We start from the raw sequence: 22,512 nt of genomic DNA, 5'->3' as shown, positions 1-22,512 counted from the left end.
AGGTCAGGACGCCAAGGTGTTCTTGTACGTTTTCCCATCCTTCATGATCACTTTGAAATTACGTTCCGGGTCGGCGACCAGGTCCAATTGAGCCAGCGGGTCACCGTCGACCAGCAAGAGATCCGCCAGCGCCCCCTCCTGCACCACGCCCAGCTTTCCGGCGTACGGACTGCGCTTGCCTGACATCGCCAGCAGTTCGGCGTTGGTCCCGGTGGCCATCGTCAACGTCTCGGCGGGTGAGAACCACTTGCCCAGCCCGGCCAACAGCGCGCCCTGTTTCGGCGCCAGCTGCGGCGAGAACAGGATGTCGGTGCCGAAGGCCGTCTTGAGCTTGTACTTGCGGGCCAACTGATAGACGTTGCCGACGCCGTCGACGATCTCCTTGGCCTTGGCGGCCTCGTCGGAGCCCGGCGGAAACGCACCGATCATCTCGGCCGGGATGGGCTGCGTGCTCAGCCAGATGTTCTTGTCCGCCATCTCTTTGGCCGTCGCCTCATCCATCAGGTGGGCGTGCTCGATGCAGGTGACGCCGGCGCGGATCGCCTGCTGGATGGTTTGCGGGGTGTAGGCGTGTACGGCCACATAGGTGCCCCAGTTGCCAGCCGCTTCGGTGGCCGCCCGCAGTTCGGGTTCGGTGAAGGTGGTGACGTCGAGCGGACTGTGCGGGGAGGACACCCCGCCCCCGGCGGTCAGCTTGATCTGCGAGGCACCCTGGAACAGCTGCTCGCGCGCACGCATCCGCACCTCGTCGGGACTGTCGGCCACCATGGCGGCGCCGAGTTCCTCCTGACGCGACTGCGGGCCACCGGGATTGCGCGGCAGATCCGCGGGGGTACGGAAGTCACCATGGCCGCTGGTGACGGTGATGATCGCACCCGACGGGAAGATGCGCGGTCCGTCGATGACGCCTTCGTCGATGGCCTTCTTGAGCCCGAAGCTCGGGCCACCGAGATCGCGCACCGTGGTGAATCCACGCATCAAGGTGTCGCCGGCCTCGGCGCCGGCCAACAGGTTGAGGTACCCCGGATCCAACGTCGTCAGCTGTGTCACCGGCGGCCGCACGAGCATTGTGTGCCAATGGTTGTCGATCAGCCCGGGCATCAACGTGCGTCCACCGCCGTCGATCACCGTGGCGGCCGGATCAGCCGGGAGCTCCGCGGTGGAGATCCGTTCGATCCGGTTCCCTTTCACCCGCACATTCGACGGCGCCGACAGCCGATCACTATGGCCGTCAAAGATTTTCACGTTGCGGAAGTCCGTGGTGGCCACCCCCGGTGCCGCAGGCGGCGGCGCAGACTCCGCGGGACGACCCGGTTCCGAGGGTCCGGCCGCTGAGGTGTCACCCCCGCCGGTCGAACATGCCGCACTCGCCAAGACCACGGCCAGCACCGCCAACAGCCCGAATCCGCGCATCAAAATCCCCGTCTCGTCGATCAGAGCAGTTCAAGCAGGAACGGCAATTCCTGCGGGGCGTACCACGCCAGGTCGTGATCCTGGGCGTCTCCCACCGTGAGTTCGGCGTCCTCGTCGCCCATGTCCGCCTCGTCGATGACGTCCACTGCGGCCAGCACCGCCGACTCCGCATCGGCATTGTCGACGTACACCGCGACCACGGCATCGATCGGCAACGGCCCGGACAGCCGCACCACGGCGTCGTCGAGATCAGGGCGAATCGTCACCTCCACGTCCGGCCCCGGGTCGGCCACCACGACCGCGCGCCGTGGCGGCAGGCCCGAATCGGACGGGCCGCCGGCCAGCAACCGCAGGGAGGCCAGCGCGGCTTCCCGCAAGGCCACCTCGGCGAGTTCGTCGTCGTCGCCCTCGGCATATGCCTCCCGCAACGTCGGGGTGACCGCGAACGCGGTCCCGTTCACGACGAGCAGGTGACGGTCGGCGACGAGCTGCTGCAGGGCGACCAGGGTCGTCGGGATGTAGACGCGCACACCGCGAGGTTAATCGTCCGCGGCGTCTCTGCGGTCGTCGGCTTGCGGGTCCTTCTCCACCGAAATCACGAAATCGTCGCCGTGCTGGGTGACACCGGCGACCACCGCATCGTTGACCGCCTCCAGCGCGTACTCGCGGCGCACCACCAGCGGATCCTGGCGCAGGTCCCGGACCAGCGACACCGCGAGCCCGATCATCACGAGCACAAAGGGCACCGCGACGATGATGGTGATCGACTGCAGGCCGTTCAGCGCGTCGGCTCCACCGACCAGCAGCATGACCGCGGCCACCGCCCCGGTTGCAACACCCCAGAAGATCACCGTGGGCCGGGTCGGCTTGATGGTGCCGCGCTCGGACAGCGAACCCATCACGATCGAGGCCGCATCGGCACCGGACACGAAGAAGATGGCGACGAGCACCATCACCACCACGCTGGTGACGGTCGCGATCGGATACTCGCCGAGCAAGCTGAACAGCTGTTGCTCCTGGCTGCCCATGCCGGCCAGGTCCACCCCGTTCTGCTGCTCGAAGATGGCCGCGCCGCCGAACACACAGAACCAGACCACCGACACCACGCTGGGCACCAGCAGCACGCCCGTGACGAACTGCCGGATGGTGCGGCCGCGGGAGATCCGGGCGATGAACATCCCGACGAAGGGGGTCCAGGAGATCCACCAGGCCCAGTAGAAGATGGTCCAGCTCTGCAGCCAGGTGCTGACCGCTTCGCCTTCGGCACCGGTCCGGGCGGCCATCTGGGCGAGATCTCCGAAGTAACTGCCGATGGACGTCGGAATCATGTTCAGCATGAACATGGTCGGGCCGACCAGGAAGATGAACAGCGCCATGGCCAGCGCCAGCACCATGTTGATGTTGGACAACCACTGGATCCCGCGCGCGACCCCGGACACCGCCGACAGGACGAAGGCGATGGTGAGGATCGTGATGATGCCGATCAGGACCGCATTGCCGGTTTCACCGATTCCGGCGACGATGTGCAGCCCGCTGCGGATCTGCAGCGCGCCGAGGCCGAGCGAGGCGGCGGACCCGAACAGCGTGGCGAAGATCGCCAGCATGTCGATCACCTTGCCCCACGGCCCGTTGGCGTGTCTGCCCAGCAACGGCTCGAACGCTGCCGACACCAGCTGCAACCGGCCCTTGCGGTAGACGCCGTAAGCGATGGTCAGGCCGACGACGGCGTAGATCGCCCACGGGTGCAACGTCCAGTGGAACATCGTGGTCGCCATCGCGGTCTCGGCCGCCCTGGGATTGCCGGGTCCCCCGGTTCCCGGTGGCGGCGAGGCGAAATGCGACAGCGGCTCGGACACCCCGAAGAACATCAGGCCGATGCCCATGCCGGCGCTGAACATCATCGCCACCCAGGACACGGTGCGGAACTCCGGCTCGTCGTCGTCACGGCCCAGCGGGATGTTGCCGTAGCGGCTCATCGCCAGCCAGATCACGAAGATCACGAACCCGGACGCCGTCAGGACGAACAACCAACCAACATCGGCCATCACCCAGCCGAGGGCGTTCTTCGAGGCGCTGGCAAGCGAATCCGTGCTGACGAATCCCCAGACCAGGAATGCGAGCGCGATGACGGCGGTGACCCCGAAAACCACCCAGTCGACGCCGGCGCGGCGGGTGTAGGCCTTCTGCTCTACCGGGACGTCGAGCACCGGGTGGTGGGGCACCACCTCGGCAACCGACTTGAGCGCATCCTCGGTCTTCTTGACCATGGATCTCTTGGCCTCGTGCGTGTTCTCGTCGGATCTACTTTTTCGTATCTCAGCTGGCATGATCAATTCATCAGACCGCGAATTGCAGCTCAGGTCAAACAGCCCACGCGTCGTGCCGGGTTTATCTCGCCGCCTCGAGCAACTCTTCGAGGGATTCGCGGAACAGGCTCGGCAACACGTCGACGTCGCTCATCGCGTCCCGGTCGGCGTTGATCCCGAAGTACAACATGCCGTTGTACGACGTGACCCCGATGGCCAGCACCTGGTTCTGCAGCAACGGCGGCACCGCGTACGTCTCCAGCAACTTGGTGCCCGCGACATACATCTGCTTCTGGGCCCCGGGCACGTTGGTGATCAGCAGGTTGAACAGCCGCGCCGAGAAACCTGTCGCCACCCGAATACCCATGGCGTGCAAGGTCGGCGGCGCGAACCCGGACAGTGTCACGATGGTGCGCGCATCGACCAGGCTGGCTGCGGTGGAATGAGATTCGGTGGCGTGGGCGATCTGCGACAGCCGCACCACCGCATTGCCCTCGCCGACCGGGAGGTCGACCAGGAACGGCGACACCTCGCTGATGGCCTGGCCCGGTCCCGTGGAGTCCAGTTCGGCATCCGGGTACACCGACATCGGCGCCATCGCCCGGACGGTGGTGGTCGGGGTGACCGGTTCCCCCCGGGACAGCAGCCAGTTGCGCAGCGCGCCGGCCACCACAGCGAGGACGACGTCGTTGATGTCGCAGTTGTAGCGGGCCCGCACCAGTCGGTAGTCCTCCAGCCGATGCTCGTCCACCGAGAACCTGCGGTTGCGCGAGACCGTGGTGTTGAGCGGACTGCTCGGGGCCGTGCCGCGGGCGACCGTGCGGGCCACATCGGCAACGCGACGGCCCACCGCCGCCAGTTCGCTGGCACTGGTGGCCACCTCGGTCACCGTGTCACGCAAGGCCGCGAGCTGGGTGGTCGGGCGGGTGATCCACTCCCCGATCGCACCGAGCATCAACTGACGGTCGCTGGGTTCGCGGGCCGGGATCCAGATGTCCTCGCCGAACTCCGGCGGCTTCTGCGCGCGATCGACGATCACGTGCCCGATCTCGAGCGCGGTCATCCCGTTGACCAGGGCCTGGTGCGTCTTGGTGTAGATGGCGATGCGGTTCTTGGTCAACCCTTCGACCAGGTACATCTCCCACAGCGGACGGGTCCGGTCCAGCGGCCGCGAGCCGAGCCGGGCGATCAGGTCGTGCAGCTGCGCGTCGCTTCCCGGAGACGGCAGCGCCGAGCGCCGAATGTGATAGGTGATGTCGAAATCCCGGTCGTCCACCCACACCGGCCGGGCCAGGCCCAGCGTCACCTCACGCACCTTCTGCCGGTAGCGAGGGATCTGCGGCAGCCGGTGCTCGACGGTCTCCAGCAGGGTCTCGTAACTCAAGCCGGCCCGCGGCTTGCGCAGGATCGACAAGGACCCCACATACATCGGCGTAGCCGTGTTCTCCAGATGGAAGAACGCTGCGTCGGACGCCGACAGCCTGTTCACCATGCGGCGCCAACCTCCCCTTCTCGCTCCCTTGAACCCGTCACGTTAACCGGCGAATCTGCTGCTCCGCATCACGGGTGCTACCGCGCGTCAATTTCACGCCGGAGCTACTGAGAGTTCATCCCGGGATCACCGAGAGCTCCCAGCGCCCACTGCCCTCCAACTGCAACCGTGACCGGTGATGCCGGTCGATGGTGGACCGGTGCCCCACACTGACCACCACACAGTCGGGTAACCGTTCCCGCACCAGCCCATACATGGCGTCCTCCAGTCCCTCGTCCAAAGCGGAGGTCGACTCGTCGAGGAACACCACCCGCGGACGGACCAGCAGCACCCGCGCAAAGGACACCCGCTGCTGCTCGCCCAGGGACAGCACCGACGCCCAGTCGGCCTCCTCGTCCAGGCGCTCGGTCAGATGCCCGAGGGCCACCGCGCGCAAGGTGTCCCGCAGTTCGCTGTCGCCCACATCGGCAATCGGCAACGGGTACACCACCGAGGCCCGCAGGTCGCCCAGCGGCAGGTACGGCAGTTGGGGCAGGAACAGCGTCGACCACCCGTACGGATACTCCGCCAGTCCCCGGGCCCTCGGCCACAACTCGGCCAGGCTGCGCAGCAGGGTCGTCTTACCGCACCCGGACGGCCCCTTGACCACCACGCTGTCACCCGGGTTCAGCACCATCGACAGATCCGCGATCAGCGGACGCCCCTGCAGGTCGTCGACCTGTACCTCCGTGAGCGCCAGCGAATCACGGGTGGCCGCGACCGAGATCCGGGGCAGCTCCCGGGCCCGGTGATCACTCTCGAGCATCTGATCGATGCGCATCAGGGCAGCCCGGTAGACGGTGAACTCGTCATAGCTGTCCCGGAAGAACGACATTGCGCCACAGACATTTCCGAACGCCGCAACCGTCTGCAGCAGACCGCCGAGCGTGATCTGACCGGCAAAGAACCGCGGCGCCTGCACGATGTAGGGGATCATGCCCGTCGTCACGTCTCCGACCCCGCGGTTCCAGCCGTTGAGGCGCAACTGCGCGAACACGATTCGCCACATGTTGGCGATGATCTCGGCGAACCGGGAGTGCAGCAGTTTCCGTTCACGCTCCCCACCTCGGTAGAACGCAACGCGCTCGGCACTGTCGCGCAACCGCACCAGCGCATAGCGGAAACTGGCGCTGAACCGTTCGTTGAGGAAGTTCAGCCGGACCAGGGGGCGGCCGATCCAGAACGCGATGACCGTCACCGTGATCGAGAAGATGAACGCCACGAAGACCATCGCCCGCGGAATCACCCAGCCGCCCAACTGCAATGGCCCTGATAGTTGCCACAACACCCCGGTGAACATGACGATCAACAAAGACTTGCTCACCGCGCCGATGCTCAGGTCGACCGATTTGGTGGTGAAGGTCTCGACGTCGGTCTGGATGCGCTGATCAGGGTTCTCCACCGGCGCATCAAGAAAGCGGTTGCGGTAGAACGCATCGCCGGCCATCCAGTCGTCGACCAGCCGGGCGTTGAGCCAGACCCGCCAATGGATCGAGAAGACGCGGCGCAGGAACAGGTCGACAACGGTGTAGATGACGGTGAGCGCCACCAGAATCCCGCTGATCGCAAACGACGTCATGAACGCCTGGCGCGCGGCGTCGAGTTTCGCGTCGTCGTGGGTGGCGAGTGCCTCCGAACCGGCCTGCACCGCATTCATCAGGTCCGCGTACTGGTAGGTGAAAATGACCACCACCCGCGCCGCATACACGGTGTGCCACAGGATGAACGCCAGCAGCGCCCAGGTGCGCCAACTACCCGCGCCGGTGAAGAACGGTGCGTTGACCCGCCAGAACTGTTGTCCCCACCGGGTGAACCTGGCGATGAGCACTGCCACGACGAGGAACACCACGAACGTGATCACCCACGCCTGCAGCGTCCACACCAGCGAGCGCAGCGGCTCGGCCGGCCAATCGATGCTGGGCTGAACCATTCTGTTCCCCCTGGTTCGACGACTCTCGTCACGCTAACCGGAGAAACCGAGCGCAGGATTATCCGTGCTTTCGGCACGCCGAACCCATGCGATCATGGGTAGGTCTGCACCTCTCCAGCAGATGTCGTCCGTGATGCCGACCGCTGGAGGTTGCCTGTGACCACCCCGAAACGCGCTGTGCAGCCGCTGACCGCACCCGTCATCGACTGCGAGCCGCCGGCGCTGCCACTGGGCGGCCCACCGCCTGACGTACCTGCCGCCGCCGCTTGCCCGGCCCCGACCGTGCTGCACGGGCACAGCCCGCGCCGGTTGCGGCTGGTCAGCCCCGAACCCGAACGCCAATTGCACCCCGGCGCGGCGCAATTCGCCGACATGGCCCTGCGCCGGGTCCTTGAGGTCGTCGACCGGCGCAGGCCGCCGTCTCAGCTGAAATCACTGATGAGCCAGCTGTTGCTGGACGCGGTCGTCGCCTCCGCCACATCCCGGCACGTCACCACCGCCAGCCTGCGTCGGGTGGGGTTACGCCCGGCAGCCTCACCCGAGGCCGCCGAGCTGTTCGCCACCTATACCCGCGGGGCGCGCGTACGCGCCATCGCCGGGCGTATCGAATTGCGCAGTGGCCGTTGGCAACTCACTGCGCTGCAGTTGGGTTAACCCTTGCGGTGCGACTTCGACGGCCGGCCGGTCTTGGCCTGCTTGCGGGCTGCTTCGCGCCGCTCGCGCCGTGTGCCACCACCGGAGGACGCGGCATGCTTCCCGCCACCGCCGGACCGCTGCACCTCCGCGGTTCCGTCCTCGGACGGTCCGGTGTAGGTCAGCGGCGGAGCGTCGTTCTCGATGCCCTTGGCGCGCAATGCAGGTGCCGGGCGCTCCTTGGTCGCCACCGCACCCGACTCCGCGTCTGCGGCGGTGGCCTCACCGGCCTTCGCTGCGGCGGCCGCGGCGAACTCGGCCAGCCCGCTGGGGGCGGCCACCGGTGCCACCTGGGTGCTCGGCTGCGAAGGCACAGCCTCGACCTGGACGTTGAACAGGAATCCGACCGACTCCTCCTTGAGCGCGTCGAGCATGCCGACGAACATGTCGTAGCCCTCGCGCTGGTATTCGACCAGCGGATCGCGCTGCGCCATCGCGCGCAGGCCGATGCCCTCCTTGAGGTAGTCCATCTCGTAGAGGTGCTCGCGCCACTTGCGGTCGATCACGTTGAGCAGGACGTTGCGCTCCAGCTGGCGCATGGCACCCTCGCCCGCCAGTTCCTCGAGCTGCTTCTCGCGCTCGGCGTAGGCACGGTCGGCGTCGGCGACCAGTGCTTCGAGCAACTCGTCACGGGTCAGCTCACCGGGCTCGCCCACCGCATCGGAATCGACCAGGTCGTGGTGGTCGATGCCCACCGGGTACAGCGTCTTGAGCGCCTCCCACAGCTTGGCCAGATCCCAGTCCTCGGCATAACCCTCGGCGGTGGCACCGTCGACGTAGGCGGTGATCACGTCGACGAGCATGTCGTGGGCCTGTTCCTGGAGGTTCTCGCCCTCCAGGAGCATCCGCCGCTCCTTGTAGATGACCTTGCGCTGCTGGTTCATCACCTCGTCGTACTTGAGGACGTTCTTGCGGACCTCGAAGTTCTGCTGCTCGACCTGGGTCTGCGCGCTCTTGATCGCGCGGGTCACCATCTTGGCCTCGATCGGCACATCGTCGGGCAGGTTCAGCCTGGTCAGCAGCGACTCCAGGGTCGCGCCGTTGAACCGTCGCATCAACTCGTCACCCAGCGACAGGTAGAACCGGGACTCGCCTGGGTCGCCCTGGCGGCCCGAGCGGCCGCGCAGCTGGTTGTCGATACGCCGGGACTCATGACGCTCGGTGCCCAGCACATACAGCCCACCGGCCTCGGTGACCTTCTCGGCCTCCTTGTTGGCCTCTTCCTTGATGGCCGTGAGGGTGTCGTCCCAGGCGGCCTCGTACTCCTCCGGGGTCTCCACCGGATCCAGGCCCTTTTCGCGCAGCCGCTTGTCGGCCAGGAAGTCGGCGTTGCCGCCGAGCACGATGTCCGTACCACGACCGGCCATGTTGGTGGCGACCGTGATGGCGCCGAGCCGGCCGGCCTCGGCGATGATGTTCGCCTCCTGCTCGTGGTACTTCGCGTTCAGGACGTTGTGCGGAATCTTGCGCTTGGTGAACTGCCGCGACAGGTACTCGGAGCGCTCGACGCTGGTGGTACCGATCAGCACCGGCTGACCCTTTTCATAGCGCTCGGACACGTCGTCGACGACCGCGATGTACTTGGCTTCCTCGGTCTTGTAGATCAGGTCGCCCTGATCGGCACGGACCATCGGCTTGTTGGTGGGGATCGGCACCACACCCAGCTTGTAGATCTCGTGCAGCTCGGCGGCCTCGGTCTCGGCCGTACCGGTCATGCCGGACAGCTTGTCGTAGAGCCGGAAGTAGTTCTGCAGCGTGATGGTGGCCAGTGTCTGGTTCTCGGCCTTGATCTCGACGTGCTCTTTGGCCTCGATCGCCTGGTGCATGCCCTCGTTGTAGCGGCGTCCCAGCAGAACACGGCCGGTGAACTCGTCGACGATGAGCACCTCGCCGTCGCGGACGATGTAGTCCTTGTCGCGCTGGAACAGCTCCTTGGCCTTGATGGCGTTGTTCAGGTAGCTGACCAGCGGCGAGTTGGCCGCCTCGTAGAGGTTCTCGATGCCCAACTGGTCCTCGACGAACTCCACGCCCAGCTCGTGCACACCGATGGTGCGCTTGCGGATGTCGACCTCGTAGTGGGTGTCCTTCTCCATCAACGGGGCCAGCCGGGCGAACTCGCTGTACCAGTTGGAGGCGCCGTCGGCGGGGCCCGAGATGATCAGCGGGGTACGGGCCTCGTCGATGAGGATCGAGTCGACCTCGTCCACGATCGCGAAGTTGTGGCCACGCTGGACCATGTCCTCGGTGGAGTGCGCCATGTTGTCGCGCAGGTAGTCGAACCCGAACTCGTTGTTGGTGCCGTAGGTGATGTCGGCGTGGTACGCCGTCCTGCGCTCCTCCGGGGTCAGGCCCGAGAGGATGACGCCGACCTCCAGGCCCAGGAACCGGTGCACGCGGCCCATCCACTCGCTGTCGCGTTTGGCCAGGTAGTCGTTGACCGTAACCACGTGCACGCCCTCGCCGGACAGCGCGTTGAGGTAGGCCGGCAGCACCGCGGTCAGGGTCTTGCCCTCACCGGTCTTCATCTCGGCGACGTTGCCGAAGTGCAGCGCCGCGCCGCCCATGATCTGGACCTCGAAGTGCTTTTGGGACAGCACCCGCCACGCCGCCTCACGGGCCACCGCGAACGCCTCGGGCAGCAGGTCGTCGAGGTCCTCGCCATCGGCGATGCGCTTCTTGAACTCGTCGGTCTTGCCGCGCAGCTCGGCGTCCGAGAGCTTCTCCATGTCGTCGGACAAGGTGTCGACATAGTCGGCCACCTTCTTGAGGCGCTTGACCATGCGGCCTTCACCGAGACGGAGCAACTTCGACAGCACGCTATTTCCCCTGTGGGTTCGATGGATCCCGTGGGCGGGATCGCACGGGCTTAGTTGACGTCCATCGTAGGTGACCGGTCGAAGTCGCTGGTTCTGCTGGCGCGAAGAGACAAAATCGCACCCCGGAATGCTCCGAGGTGCGATTCTGCGCCTTCTGGCGGTCAGGCCAGACGGATCAGCCCGTAGTCGTAGGCGTGGCGGCGATACACCACCGACGGGCGGTCGCTCTCCTTGTCTTGGAACAGGAAGAAATCGTGGCCGACCAGCTCCATCTCATAGAGGGCGTCGTCGACGGTCATCGGCTTCGCCGGGTGTTCTTTGGTCCGTACGATCCGGCCCGGCTCATGGTCGTCGAGACCATCCGACAATCCGGCATCGGCCGTCGCGGTCGGCTGCTGCTCGAACAGCGTCTCGTGCGCGGTTGCTTCGGCCAGCGAGACCGGGGTCTTGTCGCCGTAGTGGATCTTGCGGCGGTCCTTGCTCTTGCGGAGCCTGCTTTCGAGTTTGCCGGCCGCTGATTCCAGGGCCGCATAGAAGCTGTCTGCGCAGGCCTCGCCGCGCACCACCGGGCCACGGCCGCGGGCCGTGATCTCGACGTGCTGGCAGTTTTTGCGCTGACGGCGGTTACGTTCGTGGTCGAGTTCGACGTCGAACAGGTAGATGGTGCGGTCGAACCGCTCCAGGCGCGACAACTTCTCCGAGACGTAGATACGGAAGTGATCGGGAACTTCGACGTTTCGACCTTTGACCACGACCTCTGCGTTCGGCTCCGGGGTGGTGTCGCCGACCTGCTCGTCGGGGTCGACCACCATGGTGGCGCTTGTGTCCGGGGAATGGGTTGACATACTCGGCAACTCGTTTCTCTCAGTTGTCACACGCGTTCACGCGTGCCCTACTTCTCAACGAATCGAGATGGTGCCGATGGGCCGAATAGTTTGCTCCACCCATCGGCGAAAGGTGTCGGGTACTCACCTCCTACCGTTTGGCAGTGAAGTGGCGCCGCGTTCCGGGGGCGCCGCCGTGAGTCGTTCACGGGTGGTTGCTGCCGACGGTAGTCCGTGTTCACCCACTCGTGCCACCAATTTCAAATACGTGTTCTCAGTTCTTCATGTGGGTTTGATCTCGGCGAAATGACGCGCGCGTCAGGCGTGTGAAATCGCCAGTACAACAGCCACGTCGGCCCCCGAAGTGGTAAGCATCCGCACCGATTCGGCCGCCGTGGCTCCGGTGGTGACGATGTCGTCGACCAGCACCACTTCACCCGCGACCGGTCTGATCAGACGCACGCGGCCGGCGATGTTGCGCTGGCGCGCGGCGCCCGACAGGCCCACCGAATCCCGCACCCACGGCCGCAGGCGCAGCGCGGGCACCACACCGACACCCGGTAGACCGGCGACCGCCGCCGTGGCGATCCGGCGGACCGGGTCACCACCGCGCCGACGCGCCGCGACGAGACGGGTGGGGGCTGGGACCAGCGTCACCGGCGTGCCGATGACGCCCCAGGTCAGCAGATGCTGCAGGCCGGCATTCAGCGCGCCGGCCAGCGGGACGATCAGGTCGCTGCGGCCGTGTTCCTTGGCCGCCACGATGGCGCGCCGGCGGATACCGGCGTGGCGGCCCAGGGCAAACACCGGAACTCCCGGATCGGTTCGCGGAGTGACCAGGTGCGGCTCGTCCTCGCCGACGCTCAGCTGCGCGGCACACGTCGCACACCACCTGGTCGACGGTGCCCCACAGCCACCGCACTCCAGCGGCAGGATGAGGTCGAGCATGCCGGCAGTCTGCGCGTCGGGGCCGACATCTTCGCCGGGCTCGGCCGGCGATTGAGCGCGGTGCTTGCCCGCCGCGCTTCGTCGCATGCCCGTCGCTTCGCCGTCGATTTCCACCGCAGGGTCGCGACGCGCGCCGCGGCACAGCCCACAGGTCGAAAATGGCGACAACTGCGCAGCCGTTCTTCGCCCCATCGCCGCCGATTTCCACCGCAGGGTCGCGACGAGCGCCGCGGCACAACCCTCACGTAGAAACCGGCACGGTGCGCGATGGCGCGGTGCGCGATGGCGCGGTGCGCGCCGCAGGAGTCCGCCGACGAATCAACCCGGCAGCACGGGCAACGAGCCGGGAACCATCAGCGGCCGCACCTCGACCCACCCGGGGTTGTCCTCACTGACCGATGCGGACAACTGCATCACCCCGCGCTGGTCGGCGACGTAGACCGTCGACGGATTCGCGGCCACCATGCCCACCGGGACCTGCAGATTGCGGCTGGGCCCGTCCGAGTTCACCCCGTCGAGATTCACGTAGGACACCGGGTGCGCCGGATCGGTCCGGCTGACCACGATGTCGTCGCCGGTACGCCACGACAGCGACACCACCGTGTTGCCCAGGCCGAAGCCGAGGCGCCGCGGATAGGTCAGCAGGAACTGGCCTTCCGGTGTCCGCTCGATCCCGGCCAGGATCACCTGCCCACCGATCACCATCGCCGCGCGGGTGCCGTCCCGCGACAGCTGCAGTTCGGTGATGGGGCCGGGATATCGGGTGACCACGGCCGCCGCGTCGACGGGGATACGGGCGGGCACACCGGACGCGTCGCGGATGGCGCGGACCACGTTGACGTCGTCGACCACCACCCACACGGCCTGGTCCAGCGACCAACTCGGGCGACTCAGGGTGCGGCCCTCGATGGCCATGGCGGTGGGGCCCCCGAGCGGCCCCATCCACAGCGAGGCGGCCGTCGCCTCCGGGGCATCGGGCAACACGACGACGGACGCCGCATCCTGACCATTGCGCGACACCGCTGCCGACTTCTGATTGGGTGCCGAACCGAACGCGCCGGGCACACGGGTGGTGCTCTGCCCGTCCAACGCCACCAGCGATCCGCCGACCAGTGCGTGCAGGCCGGCGGCCGCGCCGGGCACCGCCCCCGGGTCGGTGGCCGCGACGTCGGAGGTCTCCCAGCCGTCGGCGAACCGGTCGTCCAGCGGGGCACCGTCGACGTTGATCACGTAAGGCCCACTGATCCCGGCCCGCGACAGGGTCCAGATGATCTGTGCGGCGAGCAGTTGCCTGCTGTGCGGATCGGTGGTCGAGAGGTTCTCGAGGTCGATTCGGGCGCCGCCGTAGCCGCGCCCCACTCCGGTCTTTCCACCGTCGGCCCGGGTGACCGGACCACGCAGCCGCAATGGTGCGTCGAGCAGATTACGCACGGCCCTGGCGATCTCCGGGCGAGGTCCGGAAACCAGTTTGGAGATCAGTTCGGTGGCCAACTGGTCGGGATCGGACACCGCGACATAACGCGGGTCCGGTACGACCGTGGTTCCGGTCGGGTCGACGAAGTAGAGCGTGTTGCGCTTGTAGGTGGACTGAAACTGTTGCCAGTCAAGGAAAACCCCGTTGGGCAGCCGGTCGATGCGCCAACCGGCCGGAGTCTGGACCAGCTCGATCGGGCCGGGGTCGGGCAGTGCCCCCTCCCCGGTCTCGAACACCCCCATGTCGGACAGGGATCCCAGGATGTCTGCCCGCATGCTCACCGAAACCCGGTCCGCACCACGGGTTTCGACGAACACCACGCGGTCGAGCAGCAGTGCGCTGCCGGCATCGTCCCACGAGCTGGACGCCGACTCGGTGAGGAACTGCCGGGCCGCGAGGTGCCGGTTCGCGGGATCGGCGGTGGCCTTGAGGAATTCGCGCAGGAGAACGTCGGGATCCATGCCCGGCGCCGGTTTCGGCAGGTTCGGTGGCGCCGGCCGGTCGACGGTGCCGATCGCTTGAGGGGAGGACGAATTCGGAATTCCGGCGCATCCGGACACCAGAACTACCAGACCGACGACCACCACCGTCAGTAGGCGCTTCACACGTTCTCCTCCGCATGCTCGCGGTCGCGGTTGGGACGCTGCCGCGACTTCTGCTGCTGCGAAGCAGGTTTCAGCGGCAGCGGGCTGGTGGTCACCTTGTGGCCGCGCACCAGTGGCAGCGTCAGACGGAAGCAGGCTCCCTTGCCGGGTTCACCCCAGGCCTCCAACCGGCCCTGGTGCAGGCGCGCATCCTCGATGCTGATGGCCAGGCCGAGGCCGGTGCCACCGGAGCGGCGCACCCGGGACGGGTCGGACCGCCAGAACCGGCTGAACACCAGCTTCTCCTCGCCGGGACGCAGGCCGACACCGTAATCGCGCACGGTGACGGCGACGGTGTCCTCGTCGGCAGCCATCCGGATGCGCACCGGTTTGCGTTCGGCGTGGTCGATGGCGTTGGCGATGAGGTTGCGCAAGATCCGTTCCACCCGACGCGGATCCACCTCGGCGATCACCTCGTCACCCGGCATGTTGACGTCGAGCTCGACCTCGGCATCGGCCGCCAGGTGTCCGACGTTGTCCAGCGCGCTCTGCACCGTCGTCCGCAGATCCACCGACTCCACCGACAGCTCGGCCACGCCGGCGTCGTGGCGGGAGATCTCCAGGAGGTCGGCCAGCAGGGTCTCGAACCGGTCCAGCTCGTTGACCATCAGCTCGGTGGACCGGCGCAGGGCGGGGTCGAGGTCCTCGCTGTGATCGTGGATCAGGTCGGCGGCCATGCGCACCGTGGTCAGCGGGGTCCGCAGTTCATGGCTGACGTCAGAGGTGAAGCGGCGCTGCAGGTTACCGAATTCCTCGAGCTGCTGGATCTGACGGGACAGGCTCTCGGCCATGTCGTTGAACGACACCGCGAGCCGGGCCATGTCGTCCTCGCCGCGCACCGGCATCCGCTCGGTGAGGTGGCCTTCGGCGAACCGCTCGGCGATCCGTGAGGCGGACCGGACCGGCTGCACGATCTGACGGGCCACCACCAGAGCGATCGCCGCCAGCAGACCGAGCAGCACCACGCCGCCGGTCGCCATGGTGCCGCGCACCAGGGAGATGGTGCTTTCCTCGTTGTTCAGCGGAAAGATCAGGTACAGCTCAAGATTGGGCACCGACGAGGACGCCGGGCTGCCGACGATCAGCGCAGGACCGGAGAATGCATCGGTGGCGACCGGGGTGTACTGGTAGCTGACCTGTCCGGCCTTGACGAAGTCACGTAGCGCCTTGGGCACCTGTTGCACCGGCCCGGCCGCAGCGGCTTCGCGCGGCCCGTCGCCGGGGACCATGAGCACCGCGTCGAACGCACCGGCCACATCCGCTCGAGCGTCGGCCTTGCGATCGATCAGGGTGTTCCGGGCCAACTGCAGACTGCTGTCGAGCGACCGGCTCTCCTCACCGCCGACGATGCCGCCGACCGTGACGCGGGCCCGTTCCACCTCCTCGGTGGCGGCCTTGACCTTGACCTCGAGGATCCGGTCGGTGATCTGGCTGGTCAGCACGAAGCCGAGCACCAGGATGACGGCGAGCGAGAGCCCCAGGGTCAGCGTCACGACCCGCAGTTGCAGCGAACGGCGCCAGACCAGGCTCACTGCCCGTCCGAGCGTCCCCAATCCGCGCAACAGCGGACCAGAACCTCCCCAGCGGCCACGGATGCGGCGCCTGGAGCTGAAGATCACGGCCACCGCCGGGCGGTGAGCGTCACGGCGACGGCGAGCCGTCCTGTCACGGCGGTCCGGCCTTGTATCCCACTCCTCGAACGGTCAATACCACCTGCGGGTTCTCCGGGTCTTTCTCGACCTTGGCCCGCAACCGCTGGACATGCACGTTCACCAAACGGGTGTCAGCGGGGTGGCGATATCCCCACACCTGTTCGAGCAGCACATCACGAGTAAACACCTGGCGTGGTTTGCGTGCCAGCGCCACCAGCAGGTCGAACTCCAGCGGTGTCAGCGAAATCTGCTCGCCCTGCCGGGTCACCTTGTGGGCGGGCACGTCGATCTCGACATCGTTGATCGAGAGCAGCTCGGCAGGCTCGTCCTCGTTGCGGCGCAGACGCGCGCGCACCCGGGCCACCAGCTCCTTCGGCTTGAAAGGCTTCATCACGTAGTCGTCGGCGCCGGACTCCAGGCCGAGTACCACGTCAACGGTATCGGTCTTGGCCGTCAGCATGACGATGGGCACGCCGGAGTCGGCACGGAGCACCCGGCACACGTCGATCCCGTTCATGCCGGGCAGCATCAGATCCAACAGGACCAGGTCAGGCCGCAATTCGCGGACCGCTGTCAGCGCCTGGCTGCCATCGCCGATGACCGCGGTGTCGAATCCCTCACCACGCAAGACGATGGTGAGCATCTCGGCCAGCGATGGGTCGTCGTCGACGACAAGGATCCTTTGCCTCATGGTGTCCATGGTGTCACCCGATCGCGATAAAACCGGGGTACCACACGCGGGTTTCTCCGCTTTATCTGCTGCTTAGCCGCCCCGCCAAGGCCGCCGGGTCCACATCGGGGCCCGCGACCGCCCATCGGCCGCACCAGTCGGCGGCTGCCAGCGCGGCATACACCGCACCGGTGCGCTGTTGCAGCCCGCCGTCGCGCTCGTAGGCGTCCTTGGCGCGGTCGACCTCGGTGTTGGCGCGATGCTCGGCCCGCGCAGCAGCCAGCTCGGTCGGGACGTCGAGCAGAATCTGCCAATCCGGGCTGGGGAGTTCGAGACGGTCGAACTCGAGCTCACGCACCCAGGCCACCGCCTCCCCGTCGGCGCCCTGGTGGAGCCGGGCCGCGCTGTAGGCGGCGTTGGACGCCACGTAGCGATCCAGGATGACGACGTCATAGGCCGCCTGGAGATGTTCGATCTCCTCCCGGGCACCGGCGCGGTCGAGCGCGAACAGAGTCGCCATCGCGTAGACGGATTCGGCCAGATCGCCGTGGGCGCCGTGCAGCGCCTCGGCGGCCAGGTCCGCGGGCACCGAGCGGTGATAACGCGGGAACGCCAGGGTGCCGACGGAGAGGTGGTCGGCCTCGAACGCGGCCCGAAGGCCACCCGTCAACGTACGTTTGCCTGCGCCGTCGACACCCTCGATCGCAATGAGCACCCCGCGAGCCTAGCTCTGCGGCGGCCGTCGCCCCCCAATGTCACGCCAGAGTGGCGCCAGCCCTCGAGCGTCACGCTGGAGTGGCAGCTCGTTGGCCACGTAGCCATCGGTGATCGTGTTGTCCCGCAACGTCCCGTCTATGTCGAAGGCGATGGTTACCTGCTCCACTTGCCATCCCCTACTGACCGCTCAGCCAGCCGTACACCCGCAGACACACGGCCCCGAACAACAACAACGGGCCCGAGAGATCTGTCAGCGGAGTCGATCCCACCACCACGGTGGCCACCCCCGCGACGATCGCGAACACCAGGAACAGTAGGCGGACGGCCAGGAAGGTTCGCTCACGTAACACTGCACGCAGCGTCGAGCGCGGCACGCTGCGCACGAGCCAGGCGATCACCGCCACCAACCCGAGCGTCAGCAAGGCGGTGAAAATCCTTGGTACCACGGTCGGTTGGGAATCGCCGTGCGCGGCCATCACGGAGATCATCGCGAATGCCAGGAAGATGACACACGCCGTGGAAACGCGCAGTACGCGGATCAGCACCACCCCGATGTTGCGGCGGGCCAACGCGCCCAGTCCCGGGTCCAGCCGGCCCGCCCCGAGGAAGCCGTTGATCGACGTCGTCAACTTGCCCCACTTCAGCCTGGCGACCGCTAGATTGTGGACTGCCGAGGCGTGGTCGGGCTCCAGCCGCAAGGCTGCCTGGTAGTTGTCCTCGGCAGCGGTGGAACTCCCCAGCGCCCGGTGGATGTCACCGCGCAGCACCAGCGAGTCCACCGACTCGGGGTGCAACCGGAGAGCTTCGTCGATCACGTCGAGCGCCTCGCGCGACCGCCCGGCCTCGTGCAACAGGCCGGCGTAGGTGTAATGCACGGAATAGATGTGCGGATTCTCCGTGGCTGCCTTCCACGCCATCTGCAGCGCTTCCTGCCGCCGCCCCTGTCCGTTCAGTGCGAGGGCATACACGCGCATCACGTGTTCGTCGCCGGGAGCGGCGGCCAACGCCGAATACGCGGCCTGTGCCGCACCGTGGTAGTCCTTCAACCCCAGGAGCGCACGGGCGTACTGCGCAAGGAGTCCGGCGTTGTTCGGATCTTCGGCAAGCGCGGACTGCAACACTTCGGCGGCCCGCCGATAGTTCCTGGTCTCCAGATACGCCTCGGCGACATCGCCGGGGCCGGCGGCAGCCGACGTCACCGAAGTTTGTTCCGCCGCATGTACTTTGCGAGATCGTCGTAGGTGCCGTCGCGGTTGCTGAACTCCACGACGTTGCGTGCGGTCTCGAACCACGGCCCGGTCGACGGCCGGATCTGAGCCACTGCGGCGTCGATATCGGACATCTGAACGGGCCGCACCTGACCGCTTCGCAGGGATTCGGCCATCGCCAATTGCGTTGCGGTATCACAGATATGGGCCAGATCGGCGCCGGAGAAGCCGTCAGTACGTTTGGCCACCGACGCCAGGTTGATGCCCTCCACCGGCCGGTCCTGCAGATGCAGTTTCATGATTGCCGCACGCGCATCGACGTCAGGCAGTGACACGAAGATCATCCGGTCGAACCGGCCGGGCCTGCGCAACGCGGCGTCGACATCCCATGGCGCGTTGGTGGCGCCCAGCACGTAGACGCCGTCGTTGTTGGATGTGGCCGAATCCAGTTCTTCCAGAAGGGCGTTCACGACAGTCCTTAACCCGGCGGACCCGCTCAGTGCCGAACGACGATGGCCGAGCGCATCCACCTCGTCGAAGAACAGCACGCAGGGCGCGTTGCGACGCGCGTTGTCGAAGATCGACCGGACGCTGTGTTCGCTCTCGCCGAGCCAACGGGACAACACGTCGGCGATGCCGACCTGATAGAAGTTCGCCCCGAGCTCGCCGGACACCGCCTTGGCGATGAAGGACTTGCCGCATCCGGGCGGGCCGTACAGCAGCAGCCCGCCGCGCGCGGACACCTTGAAGGCCTTCATCAGCTCGGGATTGCGGATGGGGCCCAGCAGTGAGAGCTCGAGCTGTTTCTTGACCTCGGCCATCCCCGCGATGTCGTCGAGCCGGACCGACGTGCGCTGCAGTGCGTCGTAGTCGTCCTCGTTGACGGCTTCGGCGAGTTCGGAGACAAATGCCGGTTTGACGATGTCGGCGACCTCTTTCTCGGCCGCCGTCCAGTCGAAGCCGCGAGCGGGCTCCGCGGTTGCAGCGGGCGCTGACGCACCAGCCAGGCCGGCGCTGCACTGCTGCAGCAGTGTCACGGCCCTGGTGTTCGAGGAGTCCTGGGCCAGCACTGCGCTGCAATGTGTCAGCGCCTCGGCATAGCGGCCCCGTTCGACCAACAAAGCAGCCAGGTGCAGGCGCAACTCCGCCAGCTCTGGGCTGCGTTCGACAGCGGCAGCTAACTCCTGGATGACTGCGTCCTCAGCCATGTACACCCCCGATCGATCGCTGGTGAAAATCCTATCCGGAGCTCGACGCCGCTCCTGCGGGTAATCCGAGGGCCCTCCAAGGCGTCCGGTACGGTCGCCTGATTCCAGGAATCGCCGACGTATGAGGTAGCGGATGTACCAGAACACAGCGCTTGCTGCAGCCACCTTGCTGGACCTGCTGCAGCAGCGAGCCGCGACGTATCAGGACAAGGTTGCGTTCAGCTTCTCCTACGACGGCGACGACCAGAACCGCACCCAGCTGACCTACCGCGACCTGGACCGCCGCGCCCGCGCGATCGCGTCCACCCTGCAAGACCTGGGTGCCGCCGGTGAACGCGTCCTGGTGCTGTGCCGGCCCGGACTGGATTCCGTCGCCGGGTTCTTCGGCTGCATCTACGCGGGCGCTGTCGCCGTGCCGGTGCACGAGCGGTTGGCTCCACGCCTGTCCTCGGTGGTGCCCGACGCTCATGCGCGCTTCGCCCTGGCCACGGCCGAGACGCAGGGGAAGATCAAGGCTGCGATCGACGAGTTGGCCGAGGGGCGTGACCTGCGGTGGGTCCGCACCGATGAGGTGGACGGCACCGCCGCAGAGGGCAGCGGCTGGACAGCACCCGACCTCGACCCGGATGCGATCGCCATGGTGCAGTACACGTCCGGCTCCACCACCACTCCGAAGGGCGTCGCCCTGACGCACCGCAACCTTCTCCACAACATGGAGTCGATCCGCCAGGTATGGCACGGCGACGACACCGCAACCAGCGTGTTCTGGCTGCCGTCGCACCACGACATGGGGCTGATCGGCGGGATCCTCTCGATGATCTACGTCGGGTGCACCACCCATCTGATGTCGCCGTCTTCCTTCGTCAAACGGCCGATGGGCTGGCTGGAGGCGATTTCCCGGCTTCGCGCAACCTTCACCGCCGCACCGAACTTCGCCTACGACCGGTGTGTCGACGAGAGCACCGCAGAGCAGCGCGCGGCGCTCGATCTGTCCAGCCTGGCCACCGCCATGAACGGCGCCGAACCGGTACAGGCCGCCACGCTGGAGAAGTTCGCCGAGGCGTTCGCACCGGCGGGCTTCCGGCCGGAGGCGCTGTGTCCGGTGTACGGACTCGCCGAGGCAACCTTGCTGGTGTCCGGCGGGTCGGACTCCGCGCTGCCGGTCGTTGCACACGTCGATCGCACCGAACTTCAGGCGGATCGCGTTGTCGATGCCGAGCCGGGACATCCGTCCGCGGTCGCGTTGGTGGGGTGCGGCCAACCGCGAGGCGGCCAGCACGTGGTCATCGTCGATCCGTTGACCCACCGGCCGTGCGACGCGGACCAGGTGGGTGAGATCTGGATCGCCGGGCCGAGCGTCGGTTGGGGCTATTGGGCCCGGCCGGACGAGACGACGCAGACGTTTTCGGCGACGCTCCCGGACGAATCCGGCGGCCCGTTCCTGCGCACCGGCGATCTGGGTTTCCTGCGTTCGGGCGAGCTGTACATCACGGGACGCTGCAAGGACCTCGTCGTCATCCGCGGCGGCAACTACTACCCCAACGACATCGAGCGGACGGTGCAGGACTGCCATCCGACACTCGTCTCCGGCCGCGGCGCCGTCTTCGCGATCACCCCCGGCCTGGGGGCGGTCGAACAGATGGTGATCGTGCAGGAGGTGGCGCGCCGACCCGAAGGATCGGGCGACCTCTCCGCGGTGGCCGATGCGATCCGGACCGCGGTGACCGCGCGATACGGAGTCGAGCCGAACTCGGTTCTGCTGGTGGAACATCTGTCGATTCCGACGACGTCGAGCGGCAAGATCCAACGGGGCCGGTGCCGGCAACAGTTGCTCGACGACGAGATCGCGCCCGTGGCGCATTGGCGTAGGCCGTCGGCCCTCGACGACCTCGTCAAGGCCAGGGAACTCGAGGCCGCGATCCAGATCGCCGAGCTGATCAAGGCGGAGGCGGCCCGCCAGCAGGCCGCCAGCCAGAACTGAAGCTTAAAAGCTGACCAAGATTGTTAGCTGACCGCGGCCACCCGACCGGGTGGCCACGAGGTTCCACGTGCGAATCCGGTGGGCAAGGTCCGTGCACCGCCGGTACCGCGAGCGGCCGTTGCCGCCCATCCCCACAAAAATGACGCCGCACCGATATGCCTCGGCATCGGGCGCGCGCCCCAACCGAGCCGGATAACCGACGAACCGGCCGTGGACGCGGAACGGGGCTCAATCATATGAATTCTGTTGTCAGACAAATTTTTTGACAGACAACGAGCGCTCTCGTGACGTCTGACCAGCCGCTCGGCGAGGTGAATCAACGCCTCACCACAAGATCGTTCGCGACATAAGAAAATGTCTAATTATTAGCCCAAATCGGATTCGAGCCCGGCGAACAGCAGCTTCTCCCGCGACACCGCGTTGCTCGGCAGCGCCGAACCTTAAACTGGCTACATTCGTTGCCCAAATTTTGCATCCGCAACTACTTCGCCGGGCTA

Annotated in this window: 16 protein-coding genes; 2 read left to right on the top strand and 14 right to left on the bottom strand. The window is 66.8% G+C overall.

All coding sequences use genetic code 11. The features are described from left to right. Positions 1-3 precede the first annotated feature (3 nt). From AC4LGL_RS07990 to AC4LGL_RS07970, 5 genes are all read right to left on the bottom strand, one after another. Positions 4-1,413 (bottom strand): metal-dependent hydrolase family protein, encoded by a 1,410-nt coding sequence (locus AC4LGL_RS07990; RefSeq protein ID WP_491838246.1) that lies wholly within the window; start codon positions 1,411-1,413, stop codon positions 4-6. 20 nt (positions 1,414-1,433) lie between these two features. Beyond that, positions 1,434-1,943, bottom strand: coding sequence for a DUF6912 family protein (locus AC4LGL_RS07985; RefSeq protein ID WP_491838245.1), 510 nt, complete (start codon positions 1,941-1,943; stop codon positions 1,434-1,436). A 9-nt stretch (positions 1,944-1,952) separates the two neighbouring features. After that, positions 1,953-3,680, bottom strand: coding sequence for a BCCT family transporter (locus AC4LGL_RS07980; RefSeq protein WP_491838244.1), 1,728 nt, complete (start codon positions 3,678-3,680; stop codon positions 1,953-1,955). 121 nt (positions 3,681-3,801) lie between these two features. After that, positions 3,802-5,211, bottom strand: coding sequence for a WS/DGAT/MGAT family O-acyltransferase (locus AC4LGL_RS07975; RefSeq protein ID WP_064929018.1), 1,410 nt, complete (start codon positions 5,209-5,211; stop codon positions 3,802-3,804). Between the two features lie 115 nt (positions 5,212-5,326). Beyond that, a complete protein-coding gene (locus AC4LGL_RS07970; protein WP_491838243.1) occupies positions 5,327-7,180 on the bottom strand; it encodes an ABC transporter ATP-binding protein/permease in 1,854 nt (617 codons plus the stop codon). 156 nt (positions 7,181-7,336) lie between these two features. On the opposite strand from AC4LGL_RS07970, the gene AC4LGL_RS07965 reads away from it, so the two are divergent. After that, a complete protein-coding gene (locus tag AC4LGL_RS07965) occupies positions 7,337-7,834 on the top strand; it encodes an Rv3235 family protein (RefSeq protein ID WP_491838242.1) in 498 nt (165 codons plus the stop codon). On the opposite strand, the gene secA is transcribed toward AC4LGL_RS07965, so the two are convergent. From secA to AC4LGL_RS07920, 9 genes are all read right to left on the bottom strand, one after another. Beyond that, a complete protein-coding gene (gene secA / locus AC4LGL_RS07960) occupies positions 7,831-10,689 on the bottom strand; it encodes a preprotein translocase subunit SecA (protein ID WP_491838241.1) in 2,859 nt (952 codons plus the stop codon). The genes AC4LGL_RS07965 and secA overlap by 4 nt on opposite strands. A 161-nt stretch (positions 10,690-10,850) precedes the next feature. Continuing rightward, a complete protein-coding gene (gene hpf / locus AC4LGL_RS07955; protein ID WP_491838240.1) occupies positions 10,851-11,534 on the bottom strand; it encodes a ribosome hibernation-promoting factor, HPF/YfiA family in 684 nt (227 codons plus the stop codon). A 297-nt stretch (positions 11,535-11,831) separates the two neighbouring features. Beyond that, positions 11,832-12,461 carry a ComF family protein gene (locus AC4LGL_RS07950; protein ID WP_491839299.1) on the bottom strand — a complete coding sequence of 210 codons (630 nt, stop codon included), beginning with the start codon at positions 12,459-12,461 and terminating at the stop codon, positions 11,832-11,834. Between the two features lie 318 nt (positions 12,462-12,779). Continuing rightward, a complete protein-coding gene (gene lpqB / locus AC4LGL_RS07945) occupies positions 12,780-14,540 on the bottom strand; it encodes an MtrAB system accessory lipoprotein LpqB (RefSeq protein ID WP_491838239.1) in 1,761 nt (586 codons plus the stop codon). After that, positions 14,537-16,198: an MtrAB system histidine kinase MtrB gene (mtrB, locus tag AC4LGL_RS07940; protein ID WP_064886498.1), complete on the bottom strand. Its 1,662-nt coding sequence runs from the start codon at positions 16,196-16,198 to the stop codon at positions 14,537-14,539. Before mtrB ends, lpqB begins: the two co-directional genes overlap by 4 nt. A 46-nt stretch (positions 16,199-16,244) precedes the next feature. Next, the gene (gene mtrA / locus AC4LGL_RS07935) at positions 16,245-16,931 is read right to left on the bottom strand and encodes a two-component system response regulator MtrA (RefSeq protein WP_019343547.1); all 687 of its coding nucleotides are present in this window, start codon (positions 16,929-16,931) and stop codon (positions 16,245-16,247) included. 52 nt (positions 16,932-16,983) lie between these two features. Continuing rightward, positions 16,984-17,616 (bottom strand): dTMP kinase, encoded by a 633-nt coding sequence (locus AC4LGL_RS07930; RefSeq protein ID WP_491838238.1) that lies wholly within the window; start codon positions 17,614-17,616, stop codon positions 16,984-16,986. Positions 17,617-17,794: 178 nt separating this feature from the next. Beyond that, positions 17,795-18,817, bottom strand: a complete 1,023-nt coding sequence (locus tag AC4LGL_RS07925) for a tetratricopeptide repeat protein (protein ID WP_491838237.1) — start codon at positions 18,815-18,817, stop codon at positions 17,795-17,797. Then, positions 18,814-20,034: an AAA family ATPase gene (locus AC4LGL_RS07920; RefSeq protein ID WP_491838236.1), complete on the bottom strand. Its 1,221-nt coding sequence runs from the start codon at positions 20,032-20,034 to the stop codon at positions 18,814-18,816. Before AC4LGL_RS07920 ends, AC4LGL_RS07925 begins: the two co-directional genes overlap by 4 nt. Before the next feature lie 133 nt (positions 20,035-20,167). On the opposite strand from AC4LGL_RS07920, the gene AC4LGL_RS07915 reads away from it, so the two are divergent. Beyond that, positions 20,168-22,015, top strand: a complete 1,848-nt coding sequence (locus AC4LGL_RS07915; protein ID WP_491838235.1) for a fatty acyl-AMP ligase — start codon at positions 20,168-20,170, stop codon at positions 22,013-22,015. Positions 22,016-22,512 lie beyond the last annotated feature (497 nt).

Source organism: Mycolicibacterium arcueilense (genome assembly GCF_058536225.1).
Note: the sequence above shows the minus strand (reverse complement) of the source record. Positions and strands in the feature narration are given on the sequence as shown.